At 59.9% G+C, this 22,437-nt stretch carries 20 protein-coding genes, 2 tRNA genes and 1 riboswitch; of the genes, 15 read left to right on the top strand and 7 right to left on the bottom strand.

Translation table 11 applies throughout. The features are described 5' to 3' along the window. Positions 1-45: 45 nt before the first annotated feature. Positions 46-360, bottom strand: a complete 315-nt coding sequence (locus EOL86_04150; GenBank protein NCD24772.1) for a hypothetical protein — start codon at positions 358-360, stop codon at positions 46-48. Positions 361-988: 628 nt separating this feature from the next. Here EOL86_04150 and EOL86_04145 point away from each other — a divergent pair. The 7 genes from EOL86_04145 to EOL86_04115 all read left to right on the top strand — a co-directional run bounded on the left by EOL86_04145 (position 989) and on the right by EOL86_04115 (position 9,965). Next, positions 989-1,531, top strand: a complete 543-nt coding sequence (locus tag EOL86_04145) for a cytochrome C (protein ID NCD24771.1) — start codon at positions 989-991, stop codon at positions 1,529-1,531. A gap of 18 nt (positions 1,532-1,549) precedes the next feature. Then, positions 1,550-3,595 carry a molybdopterin oxidoreductase gene (locus EOL86_04140; protein ID NCD24770.1) on the top strand — a complete coding sequence of 682 codons (2,046 nt, stop codon included), beginning with the start codon at positions 1,550-1,552 and terminating at the stop codon, positions 3,593-3,595. Positions 3,596-3,635: 40 nt separating this feature from the next. Next, the gene (locus EOL86_04135; GenBank protein ID NCD24769.1) at positions 3,636-4,406 is read left to right on the top strand and encodes a 4Fe-4S dicluster domain-containing protein; all 771 of its coding nucleotides are present in this window, start codon (positions 3,636-3,638) and stop codon (positions 4,404-4,406) included. Continuing rightward, positions 4,399-5,634 carry a molybdopterin oxidoreductase gene (locus tag EOL86_04130; GenBank protein NCD24768.1) on the top strand — a complete coding sequence of 412 codons (1,236 nt, stop codon included), beginning with the start codon at positions 4,399-4,401 and terminating at the stop codon, positions 5,632-5,634. Before EOL86_04135 ends, EOL86_04130 begins: the two co-directional genes overlap by 8 nt. A gap of 81 nt (positions 5,635-5,715) precedes the next feature. Beyond that, positions 5,716-6,915, top strand: a complete 1,200-nt coding sequence (locus tag EOL86_04125) for an MFS transporter (GenBank protein NCD24767.1) — start codon at positions 5,716-5,718, stop codon at positions 6,913-6,915. A gap of 94 nt (positions 6,916-7,009) precedes the next feature. Then, positions 7,010-7,184: riboswitch (cobalamin riboswitch) on the top strand. Between the two features lie 56 nt (positions 7,185-7,240). Next, a complete protein-coding gene (locus tag EOL86_04120) occupies positions 7,241-7,870 on the top strand; it encodes an anaerobic ribonucleoside-triphosphate reductase activating protein (GenBank protein NCD24766.1) in 630 nt (209 codons plus the stop codon). A 34-nt stretch (positions 7,871-7,904) separates the two neighbouring features. Further along, positions 7,905-9,965 (top strand): ribonucleoside triphosphate reductase, encoded by a 2,061-nt coding sequence (locus EOL86_04115; GenBank protein NCD24765.1) that lies wholly within the window; start codon positions 7,905-7,907, stop codon positions 9,963-9,965. Between the two features lie 493 nt (positions 9,966-10,458). On the opposite strand, the gene EOL86_04110 is transcribed toward EOL86_04115, so the two are convergent. Together EOL86_04110 and EOL86_04105 are read right to left on the bottom strand one after the other, a co-directional pair. Next, positions 10,459-11,214 (bottom strand): hypothetical protein, encoded by a 756-nt coding sequence (locus tag EOL86_04110; GenBank protein NCD24764.1) that lies wholly within the window; start codon positions 11,212-11,214, stop codon positions 10,459-10,461. Beyond that, a complete protein-coding gene (locus EOL86_04105) occupies positions 11,211-11,900 on the bottom strand; it encodes a hypothetical protein (protein NCD24763.1) in 690 nt (229 codons plus the stop codon). The genes EOL86_04110 and EOL86_04105 overlap by 4 nt, the downstream gene beginning before the upstream one ends. A gap of 140 nt (positions 11,901-12,040) precedes the next feature. Here EOL86_04105 and EOL86_04100 point away from each other — a divergent pair, with 140 nt between their 5' ends. The 8 genes from EOL86_04100 to trxB all read left to right on the top strand — a co-directional run bounded on the left by EOL86_04100 (position 12,041) and on the right by trxB (position 20,247). Next, positions 12,041-12,619, top strand: a complete 579-nt coding sequence (locus EOL86_04100; protein ID NCD24762.1) for a hypothetical protein — start codon at positions 12,041-12,043, stop codon at positions 12,617-12,619. A 92-nt stretch (positions 12,620-12,711) separates the two neighbouring features. After that, positions 12,712-13,590 carry a tungsten ABC transporter substrate-binding protein gene (locus EOL86_04095; GenBank protein ID NCD24761.1) on the top strand — a complete coding sequence of 293 codons (879 nt, stop codon included), beginning with the start codon at positions 12,712-12,714 and terminating at the stop codon, positions 13,588-13,590. Between the two features lie 83 nt (positions 13,591-13,673). Then, positions 13,674-14,363, top strand: a complete 690-nt coding sequence (locus EOL86_04090; protein ID NCD24760.1) for an ABC transporter permease subunit — start codon at positions 13,674-13,676, stop codon at positions 14,361-14,363. Next, complete coding sequence (locus tag EOL86_04085) at positions 14,360-15,358, top strand: ATP-binding cassette domain-containing protein (protein ID NCD24759.1); 999 nt, start codon at positions 14,360-14,362, stop codon at positions 15,356-15,358. The genes EOL86_04090 and EOL86_04085 overlap by 4 nt, the downstream gene beginning before the upstream one ends. A gap of 37 nt (positions 15,359-15,395) precedes the next feature. Further along, on the top strand, positions 15,396-16,352 hold the full coding sequence (locus EOL86_04080) for a hypothetical protein (protein ID NCD24758.1): 957 nt from the start codon (positions 15,396-15,398) through the stop codon (positions 16,350-16,352). A gap of 65 nt (positions 16,353-16,417) precedes the next feature. Beyond that, positions 16,418-16,870, top strand: coding sequence for an Hsp20/alpha crystallin family protein (locus EOL86_04075; GenBank protein ID NCD24757.1), 453 nt, complete (start codon positions 16,418-16,420; stop codon positions 16,868-16,870). Continuing rightward, positions 16,863-19,283 (top strand): ATP-binding protein, encoded by a 2,421-nt coding sequence (locus EOL86_04070; protein ID NCD24756.1) that lies wholly within the window; start codon positions 16,863-16,865, stop codon positions 19,281-19,283. Before EOL86_04075 ends, EOL86_04070 begins: the two co-directional genes overlap by 8 nt. Positions 19,284-19,317: 34 nt before the next feature. After that, complete coding sequence (trxB, locus tag EOL86_04065) at positions 19,318-20,247, top strand: thioredoxin-disulfide reductase (GenBank protein ID NCD24755.1); 930 nt, start codon at positions 19,318-19,320, stop codon at positions 20,245-20,247. A gap of 131 nt (positions 20,248-20,378) precedes the next feature. Here trxB and EOL86_04060 read toward each other — a convergent pair. The 4 genes from EOL86_04060 to EOL86_04045 form a co-directional block, all read right to left on the bottom strand. Beyond that, positions 20,379-20,454 (bottom strand) — tRNA-Asn (locus EOL86_04060). 79 nt (positions 20,455-20,533) lie between these two features. After that, positions 20,534-21,193 (bottom strand): hypothetical protein, encoded by a 660-nt coding sequence (locus tag EOL86_04055; GenBank protein ID NCD24754.1) that lies wholly within the window; start codon positions 21,191-21,193, stop codon positions 20,534-20,536. Between the two features lie 2 nt (positions 21,194-21,195). Then, positions 21,196-22,251: a transporter gene (locus tag EOL86_04050; protein ID NCD24753.1), complete on the bottom strand. Its 1,056-nt coding sequence runs from the start codon at positions 22,249-22,251 to the stop codon at positions 21,196-21,198. A gap of 89 nt (positions 22,252-22,340) precedes the next feature. Continuing rightward, positions 22,341-22,416: transfer RNA gene (locus EOL86_04045), tRNA-Asn, on the bottom strand. Between the last annotated feature and the right edge of the window lie 21 nt (positions 22,417-22,437).

Below are 22,437 nucleotides of genomic sequence, written 5' to 3'. Positions count from 1 at the left end.
GACTAACCCTCCGCCACTGCGATAAAATCACGAGAAGCCGGACCGTCATGGTTCGGCTTCATTTGTTTTCGTGGTCTTCCTGTCGTGGAGCTCCTGCTCCTCGTCTTTGTTCTCGATTTCCCAGACCTTGATATCCAAATCCCGTGTTCTGATTTCGCGTTTCAAGCGCCGGACGCGATAATCGTCCAGGGAGCTCCCTTCCCTGATGATGGCGATCCCCGCCTTTTTCCCGGATCTGTTGGCGTTTTCCAGGCTCTTGTCGATGGCCTTGTTGTCCCAGTTGCGGGCTTTTTCCACCTCCACGGCGTGTTCTCGGGTCAGGACGTCGACCTTGGAGTCGCTGCCCACGCGCGCGTCCACGCGGCCGTGATGCTCCTTGGAAAAGGATTTTTTGTAGGGCCGTTCTCCTCAGGTGCCGCCCCAGGCAGCTTGAGCCAAGAGGATGGTCAGAACGACGGCCTGGACGACGGTCGGAATGCGCATGGTGTTTTTCTCCTCGTTCGACCGTCGCGCGCGTGCATCGCGCATTGCGGCGAATAATAAAAAATCCTGTTTCCCTGACAGTTAGGTCTCATGGTTGCGCCATCGGCGACTGTTGCCGCGGGTTCAACGATGGCCACGCCGCGTCTCGCGGTGATGTTCCCACGCGTCAGGTGTGTGGACAAGAGAAAGAAGGGCCTTTTTGTCGATGGCCGGCAAAGCTTGTGGCGTAAGTTTGGGAGGAAAGTCTTTGTCAATAGCATGGATCCTGGCCCGGGTTGGCCCGAGGGGTGTACCGTGCGAACGCAAGGATAGCCGAACTCGCCGGTAGGAAATGGCCTGATTTCTGGAGGAAAAGTCATGCGGGCGAAGGGGTTATGCTTGTTTGGAAGTTCGTGATTTTTTTCATTATCTCTTGACACAAGCAGAGCCTCTTGAATACAGGAAGACAATTATTTCGTGTCCGTTTTTCATATTTTCATCTTAAACGCGGTAGGAGGAGAGGACTGTGGCAAAATGCAAAAGCTGCGTGGTGTTGCCATTCCTAGTTGGTTTGGTGGCATCGATCGTGCTTGGGTGGTGGGGCTTTCCCAAAGTCCTGTACAGTCAGAAAGACCAGCCCATCCGGTTCGATCACGTCGTGCACGTGGATGGTCAGGCGATGGCATGCGAGGATTGTCATTCGTTTCGGGAGAATGGCTCCTTTACCGGCCTCCCCACCAGCGCCAACTGTATTGCGTGTCATGAGGACGTTCAGGGAGAGGATCCCGAGGAAGAGCGCTTTGTAGCCGAGTACATGCGTCAGGAAAAGGAAGTTGAATGGTTGGCGTATCAGACCCAGCCGGACAACGTCTATTTTTCCCATATCGCGCACAAGGATAAGTTCGCGTGTACCGAGTGTCATCATGACATGGCCAAGATGAGCACTCCGCCCGCTTATTATGAAAACAGGCTTTCGGGCTACAGCAAGGATACCATGAAGATGTGGCAGTGCGAGGAATGTCACGCCAAGAATGGTGCGAGCAACGCCTGCTTTGTGTGCCACAAATAAGAGAGGAGTGGATGTACGATGGGACTCGATAGAAGAAGCTTTATTTCTCTAGTGGCCGGCGGTGTCGTGGGCAGCCTCTGCACTCCCGTGATCTGGAAGACCTTGGATGATGTCTCGATCTGGACCCAGAACTGGCCCTGGATTCCCCGCCTTAACTATGGCGAGGAAGCCAAGCAGCCGGCGATTTGCAAGTTGGGTTCCGACGCCTACGGTATCAAGGTCAAGACCGTGGGGGGCAACCCGGTCGCGGCCGAGGGCAATCCCGAGCATCCTCTGAGCCTTGGCGGGATCTGTCCCCTGGGCGCGACCAGCGTGCAGATGCTTTACAGCCCTTCCCGGGTGAAAAATCCCAAAATCAAGGACGGCGAGGCCTTCAAGGATATCGGCTGGGAAGAAGCGGAGGCGTTGCTGGCGGACAAGCTCAAGGCCGCCGCGTCGGACGTGGCCATGATCAGCGGCGACGAAACCGGGTCGGTCACGGATATTCTGGCCGGGATCGTGGGCAAGTCCGGATCGGACAAGGCCTTTCTGATGCCGAGTGAAAGCGCTCCCACGGCTAGTGCCTTGGCCATGTTGGGCGGGGACGGTCAGGTCGGTTACGATATCGAAAACGCCAGCCTGGTGCTCATGCTCGGGGCCGACGCCCTGGATTCCTGGGGCAACGTGGCGCGCAATGGCAAGGCCTTCGCCGCCAGCCGCGAGAAAAACGTCAAGTATATTTATGTTGGTCCGGCTCAGAATGGAACCTCAGCCGTCGCCGATATGTGGATCCCTTGCGCCGCCGGCACGGAACCGATTCTGGCCTTGGGGTTGGCGGCCTGTGTCGTCGAGGATGGTCGGGACCGTTCCGCGTGGTCTGGATTTGCCCAATTCGCGGCGTCCGTGAAAAAGTATTCCGTGGAAATGGTTTCCGGGGTCACCGGTGTGCCCGCCGAGGTGATCAGGGGCCTGGCCAAGGAATTGTCCACTGCCGGACAGCCCCTGGTCCTGACCGCGGCTTCGGCCGGTTTTGGTCTGGGCGCCATGGAAGCCGCCGCAGGCATGAGTTTGAATATGCTCCTTGGTCGCGTCAACGCCGCGGGCGGCGTGCGCATTCTGCCGTGGAACCCCTCGGTGGTGGGCGCGGCCGCGGATATGAAGACCCGTCTGGGCAAGGATGTCGTGTCCTATTTGACCGCCATCGCCGACGGTGGAACCACCGCCCCGGCGGTGATGTTGGTGCACGCCGCCAATCCGGCCCATGCCCTGCCCAATCTGGACAAGGTGCTGGCGGCCATGGACAAAGTCGGTTTCGTGGTGTCCTTCAGCCCCTTCATGGATGAAACGGCGGCCATGGCCGATCTGATCATGCCCGATTGCTACGCGTTCGAGCGCCTGGACGACGCCTATTCCCCCTATGGCTCTGGTCGGCCCAATTACACCGTGGCCGCTCCCATCATCAAGCCCGTCCATGACACCAAGCCCGCCGGCGACGTGTTGCTGGCCGTGGCAGCCAAGGCTGGCCTTGATTTGGGCTTTGCTTCCTTCGAGGACGTGGTCAAGGCCAAGGCCGAGGCACTGGGTGCTGATTACGAGACCTTGACCCAGGGTTCACCGTGGGTGGGCGAGGAATTCCCGGCCCAGGATCTGGCCCTGGCTCCCCTGGCCGAAATCCCGGTTCCGGCGGCCGACAAGACCCTGGCCCTGGCTCCGGTCGTGCGGCTCAAGATCGGGAGCTCGAAAATCGCCACGCCGCCCTTTGGCACCAATACCATTCGTTTCGACGAAATGCTTGGCAAGGATATGTATGTGCTGGTCAACGGCGCCACGGCCAAGAATTTGGGGCTGAGGAAGGACGATCTGGTCAAGTTGGCCTCCGCCGCCGGCGAATGCAAGGCCCGCGTGCGCGTCTTCGAGGGCGTGATGAACGATACCGTGGTGGCGCCCTTGGGATTTGGCCACACCGCGTGGGATGATTTTTCCAGAGGCAAGGGAGACAACGTCTGCAAATTGTTGACCGCCAAGGTCGACTCTTCCGGAATTTCCCGGGTGGGCACGACGCGGGTCACAGTCAGCAAGGCGTAGCGGTTCTTGACCACCTGGAGAAAACAAGAGGATATCTACAATGCAAGCAAAAGAATTCAAGGTAAAATGGGGCATGGTCATTGACCTTGACAAGTGCACCGGCTGCGGCGCCTGCGCCGTGGCCTGCAAGGCGGAGAACAACCTGCCCCCGGAAGTCGATGCGTCCAACAAGCTGCGGACCACCGACTGGATGAACATATACGAGCTTTCCAATGGGAAGCCCTTTCCCGAGCACGAGGTGGCCTATCTCCCTCGCCCGTGCATGCAGTGCGGCAAGCCGTCCTGTTCCACGGTCTGTCCGGTCGTGGCGACCCTGAAGGACGAGGAGGGCGGTATTGTCAGTCAGGTTTACCCGCGTTGCATCGGCTGTCGGTACTGCATGGCGGCCTGTCCCTACCATGCCCGCTATTTCAACTGGCTCGATCCGGTCTGGCCGGAAGGCATGGAAAAGACACTGACGCCCTATGTCTCGACCCGGCCGCGCGGCGTGGTCGAAAAATGCACCTTCTGCCATCACCGGTTCATGGCGGCCAAGGAACAGGCCCGCATGAATGGCGAGGATCCAACGAATCTGCCGGAAGGCGCGTACATTCCGGCCTGCGTCGAGATCTGCCCGACCGGCGCCATGAAGTTCGGCAATCTGAACAATCCCGAGCATGAAGTCAGCAAGCTGGCCGCGTCCAAGTACGCCTTCCGCCTGCTGGAAAAACTCGGTACCGAACCGCAGGTGTATTACTACTCCAAGCGGCAATGGGTGCGGGAGCTTGGGGACAACTACCTAGAGAATGCCAAGGGGGGCGAACATGTCTGATAGAGCGTACTGGCCCGAAGGGGTGGAACGTTGTTCTGTTGGGAAGTTCCTGGCCTGGTTGGGCGTGATCAGCATCTTCCTCGCCTGGGGTGGATACGGCGCGTTCAAGGTTCTGGGGACGGGCATCGGCGTGACTGGTTTGGACAACTACTTTGGTTTCGGTTTGTGGATCACCTTTGACCTGGCGGTTATCGCCCTGGGCGCCGGGGCCTTTTTTTCCGGATTCCTGCGCTACATCATTCGGGTCGACGAACTGAAGAATATCATCAATCTCGCGGTGATCGTCGGCTTTCTGTGTTATTCCGGCGCCATGCTTGTCCTGGTGCTGGATATTGGTCAGCCGCTGCGGGCTTGGTTTGGGTATTGGCACCCCAATGTTCACTCCATGCTGACGGAAGTCATTTTTTGCATCACCTGTTACTGCACGGTGCTGGTCATTGAATACGTTCCGCTGATCCTGGAAAACCGCAAGATCAACGAAAATCGTTTCTGCCATCACCTGGCGCACAATTTCCATGTCTATATGCCGCTTTTCGCCGGCATCGGAACCTTCTTGTCCTTCTTCCACCAGGGCTCCCTGGGTGGCATGTATGGCGTGCTCTTCGGTCGTCCGTTCGTGTTCCGCGAAGGCTTTTTCATCTGGCCGTGGACGTTTTTCCTGTTCATCGCCTCGGCCATTGCTTCCGGACCCGGCTTCACCATGCTGTGCGCCACGTTGATGGAGACCATCACCGGTCGGAAGCTGGTCAGCTATGAAACCAAGAAGCTGATGGGCAAGATTTCCGGCCTGCTGCTGTGCTTCTACATGTTCTTCAAGATCATCGACACCTACGCCTGGGCCAAGGGGATTTTGCCGGGCATGGGCCTGACCTTCGACCAAATGTACAACAGCGAGTACGGCTACGGCACCATCTGGTTGTGGGGCGAGCTGGTTCTTGGCGGCCTGATTCCGGCCGTGATGCTCATCATCCCCGCTGTCCGGAACAAACCCGCCCTGCTGTACACCGCCGCTATCCTGGCCGCGGTGGGCGTGACCATCAACCGTTTCGTCTTCACGGTACAGGCCCTGGCCGTTCCGGTCATGCCCTTTGACCGTTGGACCACGTATGTTCCCAACTGGGCGGAATGGTCGACCTCGCTCATGATCGTGGCCTATGGCTTTTTTGTCATGAGCCTGTCCTATCGGTATCTGCCGATCTTTCCCCAGGAAGTGAAGCTGAACAAGTAAGGACCCGACGTTGCTTGTATCCAGAAAAAGGCCGGCTTTCCGGCCTTTTTCTTTTGCTCGGCGCGGACTATCGATGACGTCATGATTCCGACCCCTTCCTTGCGGAAAACCCTTGTCGTGCTCAATCTCTTCGCGGCGTTGAAGATGATGCTTTTCCCCATGGCCATCATCACCCTGTTTTGGAAGGATCAGATCGGCTTGTCCCTGACCGAGATTTTGACGATCCAGGTTTTTTTTTCCGTGGCCAGCGTGGCCATGGAGTACCCTTCGGGGTATATCAGCGATCGCCTTGGTTACAAGATCGCCCTGATCGTGGCGTGCGTGTTCGCCATGGCGGGGTGGGGGTGGTACATCGTGGCCGCGTCCTTTTGGGAGGTGCTGGGCGCGGAATTACTGCTGGGAGTGAGCTATTCCTTTATCAGCGGTTCGGACACGGCATTGCTCTTTGAAATTCTGCGCGCGGCCAACCGCGTGGACCTGTACGCCCGATGCGATGGCCGGATGGCGGGGTGGGCCCAGGTCGGCGAGGCCGCTGGCGCCATGTTCGCGGGTTTCATGTACGCGGCTTCGCCCAGCGCGCCCTTTGTGGCGCAGATTCTGGTTTGGGTGGCCGCCTTGTTGTTGTGCCTGACCCTGGACGAACCCCGGGTCGATCATGGGCCTCGGATTTCGTCCCATTTGGCGGAGGCCCTGGGGGTGTGCCGTCACGCCCTGATCGAGAATCCGGCCATCCGATCGACCATTGTGTTCGGAATGTTGTTGGGGCTGGCCTCGTTTTACATGGTTTGGCTGGTGCAGCCGTTCATGCGCGAGTGCGGCGTTCCCCTGGCATGGTTTGGGCCGGCCTGGGCCGGGGCGAATCTTGTCGTGGCCGCGGCTTCGGCCTGGAGCCACCGCGTTCAGCATAAACTGGGGCTGCGCAAGCTCTCGGTCATGTTTGGAGTGCTCATTGTCGGCGCATATTTGGGGCTGGGGTTGACCTCGGCCGTGGCCAGCTTTGTCTTTTATTATCTGTTGACCGCCATGCGGGGGCTGCAGGGGCCGGTCATGCGGGCCTTGCTCCAGCAGGCCAGCCAGCGGCGCAATCGGGCCAGTATTCTGTCCCTGCACAGCTTGGTGTTTCGGTTGGGTTTCGTGCTCACCGGCCCCCTGGTCGGGAGGATCGCCGACAGTCATGGATTCGCGGTCGTGTTTTTGAGTCTGGGGGTGTTTTTTGCCCTGGCCCTGCCCGTGGCTGGATGTTCTTTTTTGAGGCATAATACGTCGCTGGCTCATGGCTGAAGCGCCTCGCGGGGTTTGGGAACATGCGTCCACAGGCCGATGTGGAAAAGTTTTGATTGCCACTTTTCCGTGGAGTGCCGTACACGGATCCTCGTTCTGCTCAACTACTTCAGGTGCGATAATCGCCACGAGGGAACCCGGTGCGAATCCGGGACGGTCCCGCCGCTGTAACTCCGCGAGCGCCGCGTATCATGGGCCACTGCCGCAAGGTGGGAAGGCGATGCGCGGTCGGGGAAGTCAGAAAACCTGCCTGAAGCATTTCTCGTAACCCTCTGCACGCGGATGCAGGGTGTTGGGATTTTGCAACCATCATTTCGAGACATTCATGGCTGACACGACTTCCGTCTGGGAGCGCGTCCGTGGCGTGGTGCCGGTGAGCTTATGCGACTGGCCCGGCAAGATCACGTGCGTGCTGTTCACGGCTGGCTGCAATTTGCGTTGCCCGACCTGTCACAACGCGTCCTTGGCCTGGCATTGGCATGATTTGCCGGCCCTGGACCGGAACACCATCGTGGACGATTTGCATCGCCGCGTCCGTTGGCTGGACGGCATCACCGTGTCCGGCGGAGAGCCGACCCATCTTCCAGGGCTTGTCGATCTCGTGGCCGATCTGGCCACGGTGGGCTTGCCCATCAAGGTCGATTCCAACGGCTCGGACCCGGATATGCTGGATCGTCTGCTGCGCTCCGGTCTGGCGCGGACCGTGGCCGTGGACGTCAAGGGGCCGTGGGAGTTGTACCCGGAACTGACCGGTCAGGCTCTGTCCGCCAGTGACGCCAAGCGTTGCCTGGAGCGCGTTTTCGATCTGGCGCGGGAATTTCCCGGCCAAGTCCTTTTTCGCTGCACCAAGGTGCCGTTGTTGACGGACAAGGAGTTGGAATCGACCCGGAAACAGGTCCCAGACGGTCAGCCCTTTGTGTTCCAGGATTTCGTGCCGCCTCGTTCTGAAAAATGATGGACCCCATCCGCCCGACCCTATTGGAGAGTACATGCCCCAGCATATTGTGAAACGTGATGGCCGAGTCGAAACGTGGTCCTTGGACCGCATCACCTTGGCTATTTTGAAGTCCCTCAACGCCAGCGGTATCAAGGACCCCCTGTTGGCCAAGCGTTTGGCCGGCAAGGTCGAGCACAAGCTCGAAAACATGCCCAGTCCCGAGCAGGAGATGGTCCAGGACATGGTGGAACAGGTGCTCATGGAGTCCCGGTTGTACCATGTGGCCCGGCGGTACATTGTGTATCGCGAGAAGCGCCGCCAGATTCGCAGCCAGACCGAGACGTTTTTGGACGTGACCGAGACCATCGACAGCTATCTGAACAAGTCCGACTGGAGGGTCAGTGAAAATGCCAACATGGCCCACTCCTTCCAGGGGCTCATGTTGCATTTGTCTGGCTCGGTCCAGGCCCGCTATTCCCTGGAAAAATACCCCGAGGAAATCCGCCAGGCCCACGAGCATGGTTATTTTCATATCCATGATTTGTCCTTTGGCTTGGCCGGTTACTGCGCGGGGTGGTCCCTGCGTGATCTACTCCTGGAGGGGTTTAACCTGGAGGGGCGCTGCTCGTCGGGGCCGCCACGCCATTTCGATGCGGCCATGGGACAGATGGTTAATTTCTTGGGGACGTTGCAGAATGAATGGGCCGGGGCTCAGGCGTTCAACAATGTGGATACGTACCTGGCTCCCTTTGTTCGTCACGATGGCTTGAGCTACGACGAGGTCAAACAGGCCATGCAAAAATTCGTGTTCAATCTGAACACGACCTCGCGTTGGGGCGGGCAAAGTCCGTTCACCAACCTGACCTTTGACCTGACGCCACCCGCGCACATCGCCTCCGAGGCGGCCATCATCGGCGGAGCGCTTCAGGATGCCTCCTACGGCGAGTTCACGGTCGAGATGGAGATGATCAATCGGGCTTTCCTGGAGGTCATGCTCGCCGGTGACTACCATGGTCGGATTTTTTCCTTTCCCATTCCGACCTACAACATCACGCCGGATTTTCCCTGGGAGTCCGAAGTGGGGCGGCTGCTGTTGAAGCTCACGGCCAAGTACGGTGCCCCGTATTTTCAGAATTTCATCAATTCGGACTTAAAGCCCGAGGACGTGCGTTCCATGTGCTGTCGTCTTCAGATGGACCTGCGCGAGTTGCGCAAGCGCACGGGCGGCTTGTTTGGAGCCGGGGATTTGACCGGCTCCATCGGCGTGGTCACGTTGAATCTGCCCAAGTTGGCGTATCTTGCCCAGGGCGAGGAGGATTTTTTGGATCTGGTCGGCGAATACGCGCGGCTGGCCAAGGATTCCCTGGAATTCAAACGCAAAATGGTCACCGATAACATGGACAAGGGCATGTTTCCCTTTTCCCGGCGTTATCTGAAAAATGGATTCCGGGGGCATTTCAGCACCATTGGCTTGCTGGGCGGCCACGAGGCGTGCCTGAACCTTTTGGGCAAGGGTATCGAGACCGAGGCCGGCACCCGGCTCATGATCCGCGTGCTGGATCGTTTACGCGCCCTGACCGCCACCTTTCAGGAGGAGACGGGCAATTTGTACAATCTGGAGGCCACGCCGGCCGAGGGCACCAGCTATCGCTTGGCCAAGATCGACAAGAAGCTTTACGCCGACATCCAGGCCTCGGGCAATGGCGTGCCGTATTACACCAATTCGACCCTGCTCCCGGTTGGCTACACGACCGATGTGTTCACGGCCTTGGAGCACCAGGACAAATTACAGCCTTTGTATACCGGCGGCACGGTGTTCCATAGCTTTTTGGGAGAGTCCGTGCCGGATATCGACGCCTTGCGCGCCTTTATCGTGCGGGCTTTGAGCGAGACGAAAATTCCCTATATTTCCGTTACCCCGACGTTTTCCATCTGCAAGGACCACGGGTATCTGCCCGGCGAGCAAATCACCTGCCCGCATTGTGGTCAGGAAACCGAGGTGTACACGCGAGTGGTGGGATATTACCGGCCGGTCAAGATGTGGAACAAGGGCAAGCAGGCGGAATATAAGGACCGGGTCGAATACTCGTCGGCGTCGTGTTTTGATCGATAGGGGCGTGTCCCGGCGAACTGCGATTCCCGGAAGCATGTCGTGATTGCGCGCGAGGGTCGGACGGAGGCTGTTCTTCGGGGTTGAATCTTCCCTGACGAGGAGCCATCATTCGCGCCAATCAAAAAGGCCGGACAGTTTTACTGTCCGGCCTTTTTGATTGGCGCGGTGTTCGTGATCGGGACTGATCAGAACAGTTCCGTGGATTGTCCGCCATGACCGTGCAGGCGGGAGATGATCCGGCGCAAGGCGTGGCGCACGGCCACGCGGGCCGTTGCGCAGGCTTGGCGCAACACGGCGGGGCGTTGCGGGATTTTTTGGGTGTGCAAAAACATGGTGACTTCGCGCATGAAAACCTCGATGTTCTGAAATATGAAAAGTTTTGTGAATATCGTTTTGAAGCGAAGGTGAGCTATGTCTGAAAAATACGGTCGTCAAGGAAAATTCTGAAGAAAAGTCATTTTGTCCGGAGCCAGATCGTGGCTCCGGAGCGGGGTCATTTGTCGGGGATGGCGGACAGCAGGGTCTCCTGGGTATTCTGGTCCCATTCGGGCTCGGGGGGCAGGCCACGGATGGCCTTGAACTGCCGCAAGGCCATGGACGACCTGCGCCCCCAGATGCCATCGATTTTGCCCCGGTAAAGGCCCAGGGCTTGCAATTTGCCCTGGATGACACGGGCGTCGGGGCCATGGAGTGGACGCAAGGCCTCGGCGGCTCGCGTTGGACTGGCGGGATGGGAGGCAAGCAAGGAGGCCACTTCCGGAGTCAGGCGAAGCTGGCACAGTGCCGTGGCCAGAATGCTTTTATTCCGGGCGTCGATGATTCGGGCCGAGACGAAAACACCGCCATCGGCCAGGGCATAGGTCCCGGTCAACATGGCCTGGACATCGATTTCGGGGGCGATATGGCGCGAGTCCCGGCTGAGGGCGAATTCTCCTCTTTGGTCGTGCGTGGTCAGGCTGTGGGAGCGCAGACGCGGCTCGACGAGGCGGTAGCCGTGGTGATGGAAGCTATCGCCAATCCCCTCGCCCAGGATGCGTCCGAGGTCGGACGTTTGTTCCAGGTGGTGCAGGTCGACAAAGGACACGGCCATGATGGCCGCGCCCCGGTCCAGACGGACCTGGATCGATGTTGCCAGTTCCTCGGCCATGGCCGCGCAGAGGTCGTCGATGCGCGACTGTCTGCACCCGGCATGGGTCCAGGCCGGTGTGCACAGCAGGAAAAGGCAAAAGATGATGATGGCGCGTCTCATTTGCTCTCCAGCGCGTATCGTTTGAGTTCAACCCCGCCACGGGGGGCGCGGGTCTGGTAGTGCCGCCATTCTGTCTCGTTGACATAGAAAATGCTTGAATCGCGATAGATATAGGCGTTTTGGTGCACCAGGGACGTTGTCACCTGGATTTCGGCGTTGGGCGTGTCGCTTTGCAGATATCCACTCTCCTCGGCGACGATGGGCACGGGCAGGAAGCGGCCATTCCCGTCCCGGCGCTGGACAAAGCCTGGCTCCACCGAGCGCCGGAAGCCGTCGGTCGTGCGGGAAAGGGCGCGGGAATGGTTGATCAGTTCCGTCTTGACCTCCACGATCACGCTGTTTTCGGGAGAAAAGCCGACAGGCACGCCCTGGGCGACGAGATGGGTGATCAATGCCTCCCGGTACACCTTGGCGAAGGGCGTGGTTCCCGCCGGCGCGACATAGACCTCCATTCCCCCGCCAGGAAAAAAATGCTCGAAAGCCTGGCTGCCCTGGGTCGCGACCTTGTCGGCCAGCTGGTCCCAATGCTGCATGGCCTGCATTTTTTGTTGGGTGCCGAGATGATAGCCGGTGGGGATCGGAGCCTGGGCCGTGACCAGGGTGGACTCCTGGGAGGAATTCACCTTCACGGCCCCACAGGCTCCGAGAAACGGGAGAATCAGGACAAGAGTGAAAAAGCCACGCATTGTTCAGTCCTTTGGGTTGGTGTTCTTTTCCTCTATCGTCGGTTTTCGCGAATTCTTAACTTGATTTTTTTGGCACGTAACCTGCTTTTGACTGGGGAGCGAGCTGTTTTGTCAGGATACCGCGACGGGAGGATGCACGGATGAAAAAGTCGGGATTGGTTGTGATACTGGTGTTGGTGGTGCTGCAGGGGGGCTGCGCGAATCTTGGGCCGGGGCGGTGGTCCGGCTCCGGGGAAAAGCGACAGGCCGACGTGCTCAAGGTCGCGTACCGGGCCGCGGACCATCTCCATGCCCAACTCAAGGGCGGGGAGGCTGTCGGGTATCCCATGTTGGCGGCTTCGTTCGTGGAGTCTTCCGATCTGGATTCCGCAAGCGATCTGGGGCGGCTTATTTCCGAACAAATCGCGTCCCGTCTCAGCCAGCATGGCTACTCCGTGGCCGAGGTCCAGCTGCGCGCGGATCAGTTGGCCCTGGGCCCCTCGGATGGGGTGCTGGCCTTGTCCCGTGACCCGGCAAGGATTGATCTCGACGTGGACGCCTATTCCATTCTCGTGGGTACCTGCACCACCATCGAGCGCCAAATTTTCGTCAATGCCCGGGTCGTGCGGGTCAGCGACGGCGTGGCCTTGGCCTCCTCGGATTTCATCCTTCCTCTTGTCCATCAGCGCGGATCTGGCAGGGCCGACGCCCAGCCGTCGGTTCGGACTGTTTTGCGCTGAGCGTCACGTTGACCTGGGCTGGTCTTCCTCGTATATCATCACAGGCATAGCCCGTGTGTATTGTGTTCCTGTTTTTAATCAGAGGAGGAATCATGAAAAAAATCGGAATGCTGGTTGCGGTGTTGAGTCTTTTGCTGCCCACGCTGGTGGCCGCCCAGGACAAGGTTTTGAAAATGTCGACCACGACCAGCACGCAGTCGTCGGGCCTGCTGGACGTCTTGCTGCCTGAGTTCAAGAAGGACACGGGGATCGAGGTCAAGGTCATGGCCAAGGGAACCGGCGCGGCCATCCGTGACGGCATGGACGGCAATGTGGATGTTATTTTCGTGCATGATCCTGCCCGCGAGGAAAAATTCGTGGCCGATGGGTACGGTACAAAACGGTATTATGTCATGTTCAACGACTTTTTGTTGATCGGCCCGGCGAGCGACCCCGCTGGCGCCAAGGGCAAGGACGCCGCCGTCGCCATGAAGAAGATCGCCCGGTCCGAGGCCGTGTTCGTCTCCCGTGGAGACGATAGCGGCACCCATGCCAAGGAGCAGGAATTGTGGAAGGACAGCGGCCTCGAACTCAAGGAAGAGGACGCCGTGTTCAAGGCCAAGAACAAGGAGGTGACCTTCAAGGCCGTTCATCCAGCCGCGATGAAGGGGTTCATGTCCATTGGCCAGGGCATGGGCAAGACCCTGGTTTTTGCCGAGGAAAAGCAGGGCTACACCATCACGGATCGTGGAACCTATGTGCAATACAAGTATGGCCGGCAGGAAGGTTTGGATCTGGAGCCCATTTGCGAGGGAGACAAGAGATTGTTCAATCCCTACGGCGTGATCCCGGTCAATCCCGCCAAGTTTTCGCATGTCCGTTTTGATTTGGCCGATGCCTTCGCCAAATGGCTGGTCTCGGAACGCGGGCAGGCCGTCATCGCCAACTACAAACTGCTTGGTCAACAGCTCTTTTTCCCCGACGCCAAGTAACGCCATGGCAAACGCGGCGGCTCCGAACAGCCCGGGCCGTCGCGTTTGTGTTCACGTCACGGTTTTTTCCCGAGGTTTTCGGTATGTTTCTGGATAGTCTGTGGTCCGCGTTGACGTTGCTCACCAGCATGGACGCGGAACTTTTTTTTATTGTCGGCGTTTCTCTCAATATCAGCATCTGGTCCACGCTGGCCGCGTGCGTCCTGGGTATTCCCATTGGCTTTGGGATCGGCATTGGCCGTTTTCGGGGCAAACAGGCGCTGATTACTTTTTTCAACACCATGCTGGCCCTGCCCACGGTGGTTATCGGGCTTTTGGTGTACTCGCTTCTTTCCAGGCGTGGCGTTTTTGGCCCCCTGGGGTGGCTGTACACGCAAAAAGCCATGATCATCGGTCAGATCATCTTGATCACCCCGATCATTGTCGCCTTCACCATCGCCGCTGTCGGACGTGTCGACGACCGTTTTCGGCGCACCGCCCTGACCCTGGGCGCCACCCCCTGGCAAGTGGCCCTGGTCGTGTTGCGCGAGGCCCGGTTCAGCATCATGGCCGCGGTGGTGGCCGCTTTTGGCCGGGTCATTTCCGAAATCGGCATTTCCATGATGCTCGGCGGCAACGCCAAGGGGTTCACGCGGACCATGACCACGGCCATGGCCCTGGAGTATGACAAGGGTGAATTCGTGCTGTCCCTGGCCTTGGGCATCGTGCTGCTGGCTCTGAGCCTGGTCGTGAATACTGCCTTGGGTTATGTGCAGGGGAGGACCGTGCGATGAGCCTGTACGAATTGTCCGGCGTGTCCATGACCCATGATGGCCGCCGCATTTTGGACGTGGACCATCTGGGTCTCGAAATGGGGCAGGCGTATTCCCTGCAGGGACCCAACGGCGCCGGAAAGTCGACCCTGCTGGGAGTCCTGGCTTTTTTGACGCCGCCCCACGCCGGCGAGGTGCGTTTTGCCGGCAAGGTCGTGGTCTGGTCGGAATCCGAGCTGCGCCCGCTGCGACGCCAAGTGGGTTTGGTGGAACAACATCCGATCATGTTCAGCCGCAGTGTGCGCGACAACGTCGGTTTTGGCCTGAAATTGCGCGGCCTGACCGGCCTGGAGTTGTCCCGTCGGGTCGAGGACGCCCTGGATTTGGTGGGTCTGACCCATCTGGCCGATGCCCATGCTCCCCGGCTTTCCGGCGGCGAGACCCAGCGCGTGGCCATTGCCCGCGCCCTGGCCTGCGGGCCGCGCGTTTTGCTGCTGGATGAACCCACGGCCAGCGTGGACACCCAAAACCGGGCCGTCATCGAACAGGTCGTGGCGGACATGCGGGACAGTCGGGGCATGACCATTGTTTTGTGCACGCACAACCGCTCCCAGGCGTGGGCCTTGTGCCCGAACGTGATCTATATGGAGGCTGGCCGCGTGGTTTCGCGGGCCCTGGTCAACGCTTTTGCCGGCCAATTTTTCGAGGAGGACGGGCAGGCCTGGTGTCGGATCGCGACAGGGTTTTGCATGCCGGTGGACACGACGCTGCGGGGCCGGGGCCGGGTGGTCGTGGATCCGGAACAAATCACCTTGAAGCCCGTGGACGGCCCTGGTTTGAATCGCGGGCCGATTTTTCGGATCGAGCTGGAAGGGGAGCAGGTTTTGGTCAGCGTGGATTTGGGGCGCCCCTTGCGGGTCCAGGTGCCGTTTTCCAAATTTCGGGCTCAAGATCTGGATGTTGGCGCCTTGGTCGAGGCCCGGTTTGCCGCGTCCGGGATCGAGTGCTCCGTCTAGGCTGACGCCTGAAGTATCGGCCGGGAGGTTTGGTCTTATGATGCAGTGCGTTGAGGGCGCCACGGAAGCGTCCTCGGACGGGGTGGATTTTTCCGATGCGTCCTGCCCGTGGGCGGACGGGGTCCGGCTTTGCAATGCCTTGGCCGACGATCCCGGAAGTTGGTGGAGTCGGATACTGGCCGATCCGGAAATCGTGACGCGTTGCGATGAAGATGGCGTTGTCGTGCGTTTGCGAGGCACCCCTTTTTTGGAAATCAATCGCGGTGGCGATGAATTGGCCGTGCGAATCGCTCATGAGTATCTGATCCCCGCGCATCCAGGGTCCAGGGCCATGCTGAGCGCGCATGGCGGGCGGCCACCTGCGGCCCGCATCGACAGCCTGACGGAGTTGGCGGCGCGATACACGGTGGTTCGGAAGCGGGTCTGCGGGTATCCAAACCGGCGCGGCGCGGTGCTGGATCGCCTGTACAGGCGCCACGCCTGCGTGATCGGGGTGGACGTGCCCCTGCCCCTTGGCCGGGTGGATTTGGTCGCCCTGACTCCTGACGGAACCTGTGTTTTTTTCCTGCTGCGACGCTATGCGGATCAGGATTTGCGGTTGGCCGGACCGGGCGGGATCCGCGCGCGAATCCGGAACCTGGAGGCGGAACTGCGCACGTGCCCCCGGCCTTGGACCTTGGCGTCGGGCATGATCAGCCGCATGCGCGCCCTGCGGGGACCTTGGTCCCGGCGCTTCGCGATGCTGCCGGAGCCGCGCTTGGTCCATCCCCGCGTGCGGCTCGTGGTCGTGGATTTTGACCATGCCCAGCGCCAATGCGGGCTGGCCGATCTGCGCGCGATGCTGGAACGCGGGCTTGACCGTGACCAGACGCGGGAGGATATTCTGACCATCGGCGACCCCGGTAATATTTCGCCTCGGGGTCTTTTTTCCAGAATTGGTCACGACGGTTTTTTTTGTGCTGGCCGCGACGCCGGAAATGGAGCACAATCCTGACAGCACGTCGTTTCCGAGCGGGCGAGACGTTTTTTTCCAGGCCGGGTCGCGGCGGCGGAGGGAATATGTCCGATTTGCATCTCTGGCACATGGACGAGCTGAACAAGCTCCGGCGGGACATGCAGGAATTGTTCGATTGCTTGGTCCGGGATTTTTGCAAGCCCTTTGATTTGCGCATGCCCAGTCAGGAGCCCGAACTTCACGTGGAGGTCACGGCGGACGCGATCGTGGTCACGCTTCGCGCTCCGGAGTTGAAGCCGGAAACCCTTCACTTCGCGATCCAGGGCCGGTGGTTGTTTATTCGCGGGGACAGGATCGACGCCGACGCGCGGCGGCGGACCGTCATCCGCCGATCCTTCGCCACCACGGTGCAGCTGCCCTGCCCGGTTCGGGGCGACAAGGTGGTGGCTCGTTTCGACGATGGCGTGCTGCGCATCCATCTTCCCAATTGTCCGGCCCCGGGGCGATCCTGTTCCGACGAGGCGCCAGGGCACAACGAACGAGGTGGAAATGACTGATATTCATGAATTGGCACCGGCCGATCTGCGCTGGACGCTCGATCTCGACTCCCTGTCTTTTGAAACCACGGCCGATCTCGAACCCTTGGATGAAATTCTGGGGCAGGAGCGCGGGACGCGGGCGTTGCGCTTTGGAATCGGGATCAAAAAACCGGGGTACAACATTCTGGTCACCGGTGCCCCGGGCACCGGGCGCATGGACGCGGTCAGGAAGGTGCTGTCCAAGGCGGCGGGGGCCAATGGCACGCCCGGCGACCTGTGCTACCTCAATAATTTCAAGAATACCGAGGCTCCGATTCTGATCCGTCTCGGTCCGGGCCTTGGTGTTCGTCTCAAGAAAGCCATGCAGGACCTGGTCGAGGACTTGAAGAAGGAAGTCCCCAAGCTTTTCGAGAGCCCGGAATATCTGAACCGCAAGAACGAGATCAACGAAGCCTACGAGAAAAAGACCGCGACTTTTTTTCTGAATCTGGAAAAGCGGGTCAAGGAGGCGGGTTTCGCCCTGGTCACGTTCCAGGGCCGCCAGGGACAGCCGCCGGAAGTCATGCCCATCGTGGATGGCGAGCCCACGCCGGTCTTGAAACTGGAACAGATGGTCGAGAAGGGGCGTTTCCCCAAGGATGAGTTCGAACGGATCAAGACCGAGCATCTGGAAATCAAGACCGAGATTGATTCCATTTTTTTGCAGATCCGGGCGCTGCAGAAGGAAATTCAGGAAAAGAACCGTCAGGCCGACAAACTCATGTTTTCCAACCTGGCCGAGGGTCTTATCGCGCCGCTCAAGACGGAATTTTCCTGCGCCGAGTTGGACAAGTATTTCCAGCACATGATCGACGACATGGTCGACAATCTGCCTATTTTTTTGACCCAGGATCGCCCCCAGGTGCCCATGATCCCCCTGGGGGATCCGTTCGAGCCCTACAGCGTTAACGTCTTGGTGGACAACAGCGAGCAGCAGGGGCCTCCGGTCATCATCGAGGAATATCCGACCTATCGCAATCTGTTCGGCGGCATCGAGCGCATCGTGGACCGTTCGGGGGTATGGCGCACGGATTTTTCCAAGATCAAGGCCGGATCCTTTGTGCGGGCCAATGGCGGATATCTGGTTCTCAATCTGCTCGACGCCATTGTCGAACCCGGCGTGTGGCCGTCGCTCAAACGGGCCCTTAAAAGCCGGAAAATGGAGATCCAGACCTACGATCCGTTCTATCTGTTCACCACTTCGGCCATGAAGCCCGAACCCATTGAAATGGACATCAAGGTCATCGTCCTGGCCGACCCGTATTGGTATCAATTATTCCAACATTACGACGAGGACGTGCCCAAGGTTTTCAAGGTCCGGGCGGATTTCGACAGCACCATGGCGCGTACCGACGAGGCCGTCTTCCAGCTCGCCCGTTTTATTGGCGCCAGGAGCGCGGAGCACGGGTTGCATCCGTTCGACCGCTCGGCCGTGGCCGCGGTGGTCGAGGAGGCGGTGCGCATGGGCGGACGCCGGGAAAAGCTGGCCGCGACCTTCCCGCGTTTGACCGATCTGCTCATGGAGGCGGATTATCTGGCGGCCGAAAATGGTCGGGACATCGTGCGCGCCGAGGACGTGACCGCCGCCGTGGATGCCCGGATCCATCGTTCCAGCCTGATCGAGGAAAAAATTCAAGAGATGATTGATCGTGGCTCCATCATGATCGACACGGACGGAGCCAGGGTTGGGCAGATCAACGGTTTGGCCGTGTACAGTCTGGGTGATGTCATGTTCGGCAAGCCCAGTCGGATCACGGCCGCGACGTCCATGGGCAAGGCCGGCATCATCAACATCGAGCGCGAGGCGGATCTGTCCGGGAGCACCCACAACAAGGGCGTGCTTATCCTGAGTGGCTATCTGCGGGCCATGTTCGCCCAGAACAAACCGTTGGCCGTGAGCGCGTCCATCGCCTTCGAGCAAAGCTACGCCGGCGTGGACGGGGACAGTGCCTCGTCCACGGAAATGCATGCCTTGTTGTCCAGCCTGTCCGGGGTGCCCATCAAGCAGGGCATCGCCGTGACCGGGTCGGTCAACCAGAATGGAGAAGTCCAGGCCATTGGCGGTGTGAACCACAAGATCGAGGGTTTTTACGCCTGTTGCCGGGCCAAGGGGTTGACCGGCGAGCAGGGCGTGCTCATTCCCAAGGCCAACGTGGCGGACTTGATGCTCAAGCCCGAAGTGGTCGAGGCGGTGGCACATGGTCGGTTTCATGTCTGGGCCGTGAGCACCATCGAGGAAGGAATCGAAATTTTGACTGGCAAAAAGGCCGGCGCGCGGAAAAAGGACGGCACGTACCCCAAGGGTTCCCTGTACGCCTTGGTCGACGCCCGCCTGGACACGCTGGCCAAGGCCCTTGCCGCCTTTGGCAAGGACGAAAACTCAAAGGAATGAACCTTACGCAGAGGAGGTGGTCTTGGAAAATCCCATGTATGATTTGATCATTGTCGGCGGCGGCCCGGCTGGCTTGTCGGCCGGAATTTATGCCATGCGCGCGGCCCTGAACACGGTGCTGGTGGAAAAAGGCATGCCGGGCGGACAGATTGCCCTGACCAAGGATGTGGAAAACTATCCGGGTATCGAGGAAATCGGCGGTTTCGAGCTGTGCGAGAAATTTTTGAACCATGCCAAGCGTTATGACTTGGAAATCCGCGAGAGCGAGGTCCGTCGGGTCGAGCCCGGGATGAACTACCATGAAGTCGTTCTGGCCGATGGCACCCGCTTGACGGCTCATGCCGTGATTCTGGCCGCTGGCGGCACGGCGCGCAAACTCTCCGTGCCGGGCGAGAACGAAAATTTCGGCAAGGGTGTGTCCTACTGCGCCACCTGCGATGGTTTTTTCTTCCGGGGCAAGATCGTGACCGTCATTGGCGGCGGGGATACGGCCCTGGAAGACGCCCTCTATCTCTCCAAAATTTGCGCCCAGGTATATCTGGTGCATCGCCGCGATGAATTCCGGGGAAGTCGTATTCTCCAGCAGCGGGTTTTGGCCGAGCCGCGCATCACCACTGTGCTCAACTCCGTGGTCACCGAGGTCCTGGCCGACGACCAGGGGGTGACGGGGGTCAGCGTCAAGAATGTCCGGACCGGTGCCATGAGCGAGCTCAAGACCGACGGTGTGTTTATTTTTGTCGGCTTCTCGCCCAACAACCAGCTCGTCCCGGCCGGAGTCAAGATGAACGCAACAGGCTATGTGGTCACGGACGAGAAGTGCGAGACCTGTCTGCCGGGGATTTTCGCCGTGGGCGATTTGCGTCAGAAATACGCCAATCAGATCGTTTTGGCCGCCGCCGACGGCTGTGTGGCCGCCTTGGCCGCCGCGCACTACGTGGAAACGCGCAAGGCCACGGCTGGCTGATCGTTGATGCGGCTGTCCGCGACGCGCGGCCTTGCGTGGCAATGGCCGCCGCGTCGCGAGGATACGATTCCGTCGTGACTGGCGACGGCAAAGAAAAAACCCCTTGATTGCTCAAGGGGTTTAAAATTTTCTGGCTCCCCGGGACAGATTTGAACTGCCGACAGGGTGGTTAACAGCCACCTGCTCTGCCAACTGAGCTACCGGGGAACGTCAGCCAGAAGGCGCTTTTAGGGAAGACGGACGGCCCTGTCAAGACAACGGCTCCAAAAAAAATTCCTGAAGCCAGCTAGAAAAAATGTCGGGGCAGGGTCTCCCGCCGTTCCTGGGGGTAGAGCCGGCCATAGCTGGGCAATGGCTGGTTGGCCATGCCCGGGGTCAGTTCCATGATCCGGATCAGGACCGTGTCCAAGGGCAGGCGGTCGAAAATCCGCGCTGTATAGCGCGGGGCCAGGGGCAGGCCGGCTTGGCGCACGGTCGAGAAATAGGCGCTGTATTCGGAATCCGCCGAGTTGGCATCCAGCCCGTATCGGACTTGACGGTAAGCCTGCCCGGCTAGTTCCGTTTTTATCCCGCCGAGAGGGCGGAAGACTTCAATTCCCCCGGTTTTGTCGATCCGGCTCAGGAGCATGATGGCCGTGCCGGAGTCCGTGGCCTGGGTGAAGATCAGGGTTTCGACCTGGTCCGAGGGCACGAGATTGCCGGTCCACAGTGCCCCCCGCACCGGCAGCCGTTTGTCTCCGATGTAGTGCCACGCGGGATCCAGTGGGATACGTTCCCCGCGCCAGAGGCTGATTTCGGACGCGCCGGGTTGGTAGCGGTCCGCGAGGCGTGGTCCGCCACAGGCCGCGAGAAGGAGCACGGCGAACAGGGCGGGAATGAGACAGGGCCAAAAAGCGGGCGTGGAGCGGTTCATGAAGGTCTCCTCGTGGGCGGATGGATGGGTCATGGTCATGCGTCCACATGGAGCACGGCGGCATGGCTGTTGAACACGGCCCAGGCCTGGTCGCCCACGTTCAGATTCAAACGGGCCAGGGCGTCGTTGCCGACCAGGGCGCAGAGCGTGGTCGTGTCCGTGATACGCAGCGAGAATTCGCTGTTGGTTTGTCCGTGCCGAATTTCCAGGACCGTGCCCTGGAAGCGGTTTTCATCCGTGCAGAGCGGCTCCGTCCGGCCCGCGTGCACGGTGACCCAGGGTGCCTTGACCTCGATGGCGGCCAGCCGGCCGGGTTTGAGGCCCAGTCGCTCCAGGCTGCCCTGGGTGATGACGGTCACGATGTCGAGGCCGTCCATGGTTCGGAGATGAATCGTGGCCTGGATGTCCCCGGCGTGGATGGCGGTGATTTTCCCGAAAAAAGCGTTTCGGGCGCTGGTGGCGCGCCTGGCTTCCCGTTCCAGGAACGAGGTCGTGACGGCCCGGATTTCGTCCTCCGAAAATGACACGTAGGCCGAGGTCAGATTGGGGCTGGAATGTCCCAGATAGAGCTGCACGGCGGGCAAGGGCATGTTGGCCCGCATGAGCTCCACGCCGCGTGATTTGCGGATCATTTCCGGCGCGCCAAGTTGCTTGGGAAAGCCCCGGGCTTCGGCCCGTTCGTAGAATTTGCGCCGGATGAAACCCGGGTCCACGCCCAGGCCTTGGGACACGGCCTCGTGGAGTTCGGGAGAAGCCAGCAGGTCGCGGATTTTGTGGCTCAGGGTCGTGGAGATGGGGATTGTCCGCGTTTCGCCTTCCGGGCCGCCGTAGGTGATCAGCAGTCGGTCATGGTCGATGTCCCGGATTGGGTCGAGGCGCGCGACTTCGTTCAATTTGGCCCCGGTGTGGCGGATGAGCAAAAAGATCAGCAATACCCGTTTGCGCGAGAGGATCACGTCGGCCCGCCGGGCGCTGGCCGCCCACGTCGTGAACTCCCGCTCCAGCTGTTCCAACTGCGCGGGGTCCAGGCAGGGCGGGTGCTCGCCCACGATGCGGCCGTGATCCGTGGCGGGTGTGGAGGATGCGTGCATGAAACCCATTGTGCTGCGTGGCGGGGCCGGAAGCAAGGGGCAACCCGTGAAAATAAAAAAAGCCCTTCTGATGAAGGGCTTGGATTGTCTGGCTCCCCGGGACAGATTTGAACTGCCGACAGGGTGGTTAACAGCCACCTGCTCTGCCAACTGAGCTACCGGGGAACGCTCGTGAGGTGCCTCTTT

It is taken from the genome of Deltaproteobacteria bacterium, from assembly GCA_009930495.1.
Classification (GTDB): Bacteria; Desulfobacterota; Desulfovibrionia; order Desulfovibrionales; family Desulfomicrobiaceae; genus Desulfomicrobium.
This window is presented reverse-complemented; position numbering and strand designations above follow the sequence as displayed.

Coding starts and splice junctions, on each gene's coding strand:
- EOL86_04120 (NCD24766.1), top strand. CDS start 7,241: ATGGCTGACACGACTTCCGTCTGGGAGCGCGTCCGTGGCGTGGTGCCG.
- EOL86_04095 (NCD24761.1), top strand. CDS start 12,712: ATGAAAAAAATCGGAATGCTGGTTGCGGTGTTGAGTCTTTTGCTGCCC.
- EOL86_04135 (NCD24769.1), top strand. CDS start 3,636: ATGCAAGCAAAAGAATTCAAGGTAAAATGGGGCATGGTCATTGACCTT.
- EOL86_04105 (NCD24763.1), bottom strand. CDS start 11,900: ATGCGTGGCTTTTTCACTCTTGTCCTGATTCTCCCGTTTCTCGGAGCC.
- EOL86_04115 (NCD24765.1), top strand. CDS start 7,905: ATGCCCCAGCATATTGTGAAACGTGATGGCCGAGTCGAAACGTGGTCC.
- EOL86_04085 (NCD24759.1), top strand. CDS start 14,360: ATGAGCCTGTACGAATTGTCCGGCGTGTCCATGACCCATGATGGCCGC.
- EOL86_04090 (NCD24760.1), top strand. CDS start 13,674: ATGTTTCTGGATAGTCTGTGGTCCGCGTTGACGTTGCTCACCAGCATG.
- EOL86_04055 (NCD24754.1), bottom strand. CDS start 21,193: ATGACCCATCCATCCGCCCACGAGGAGACCTTCATGAACCGCTCCACG.
- EOL86_04125 (NCD24767.1), top strand. CDS start 5,716: ATGATTCCGACCCCTTCCTTGCGGAAAACCCTTGTCGTGCTCAATCTC.
- EOL86_04070 (NCD24756.1), top strand. CDS start 16,863: ATGACTGATATTCATGAATTGGCACCGGCCGATCTGCGCTGGACGCTC.
- EOL86_04100 (NCD24762.1), top strand. CDS start 12,041: ATGAAAAAGTCGGGATTGGTTGTGATACTGGTGTTGGTGGTGCTGCAG.
- trxB (NCD24755.1), top strand. CDS start 19,318: ATGTATGATTTGATCATTGTCGGCGGCGGCCCGGCTGGCTTGTCGGCC.
- EOL86_04080 (NCD24758.1), top strand. CDS start 15,396: ATGATGCAGTGCGTTGAGGGCGCCACGGAAGCGTCCTCGGACGGGGTG.
- EOL86_04140 (NCD24770.1), top strand. CDS start 1,550: ATGGGACTCGATAGAAGAAGCTTTATTTCTCTAGTGGCCGGCGGTGTC.
- EOL86_04130 (NCD24768.1), top strand. CDS start 4,399: ATGTCTGATAGAGCGTACTGGCCCGAAGGGGTGGAACGTTGTTCTGTT.
- EOL86_04050 (NCD24753.1), bottom strand. CDS start 22,251: ATGCACGCATCCTCCACACCCGCCACGGATCACGGCCGCATCGTGGGC.
- EOL86_04110 (NCD24764.1), bottom strand. CDS start 11,214: ATGAGACGCGCCATCATCATCTTTTGCCTTTTCCTGCTGTGCACACCG.
- EOL86_04075 (NCD24757.1), top strand. CDS start 16,418: ATGTCCGATTTGCATCTCTGGCACATGGACGAGCTGAACAAGCTCCGG.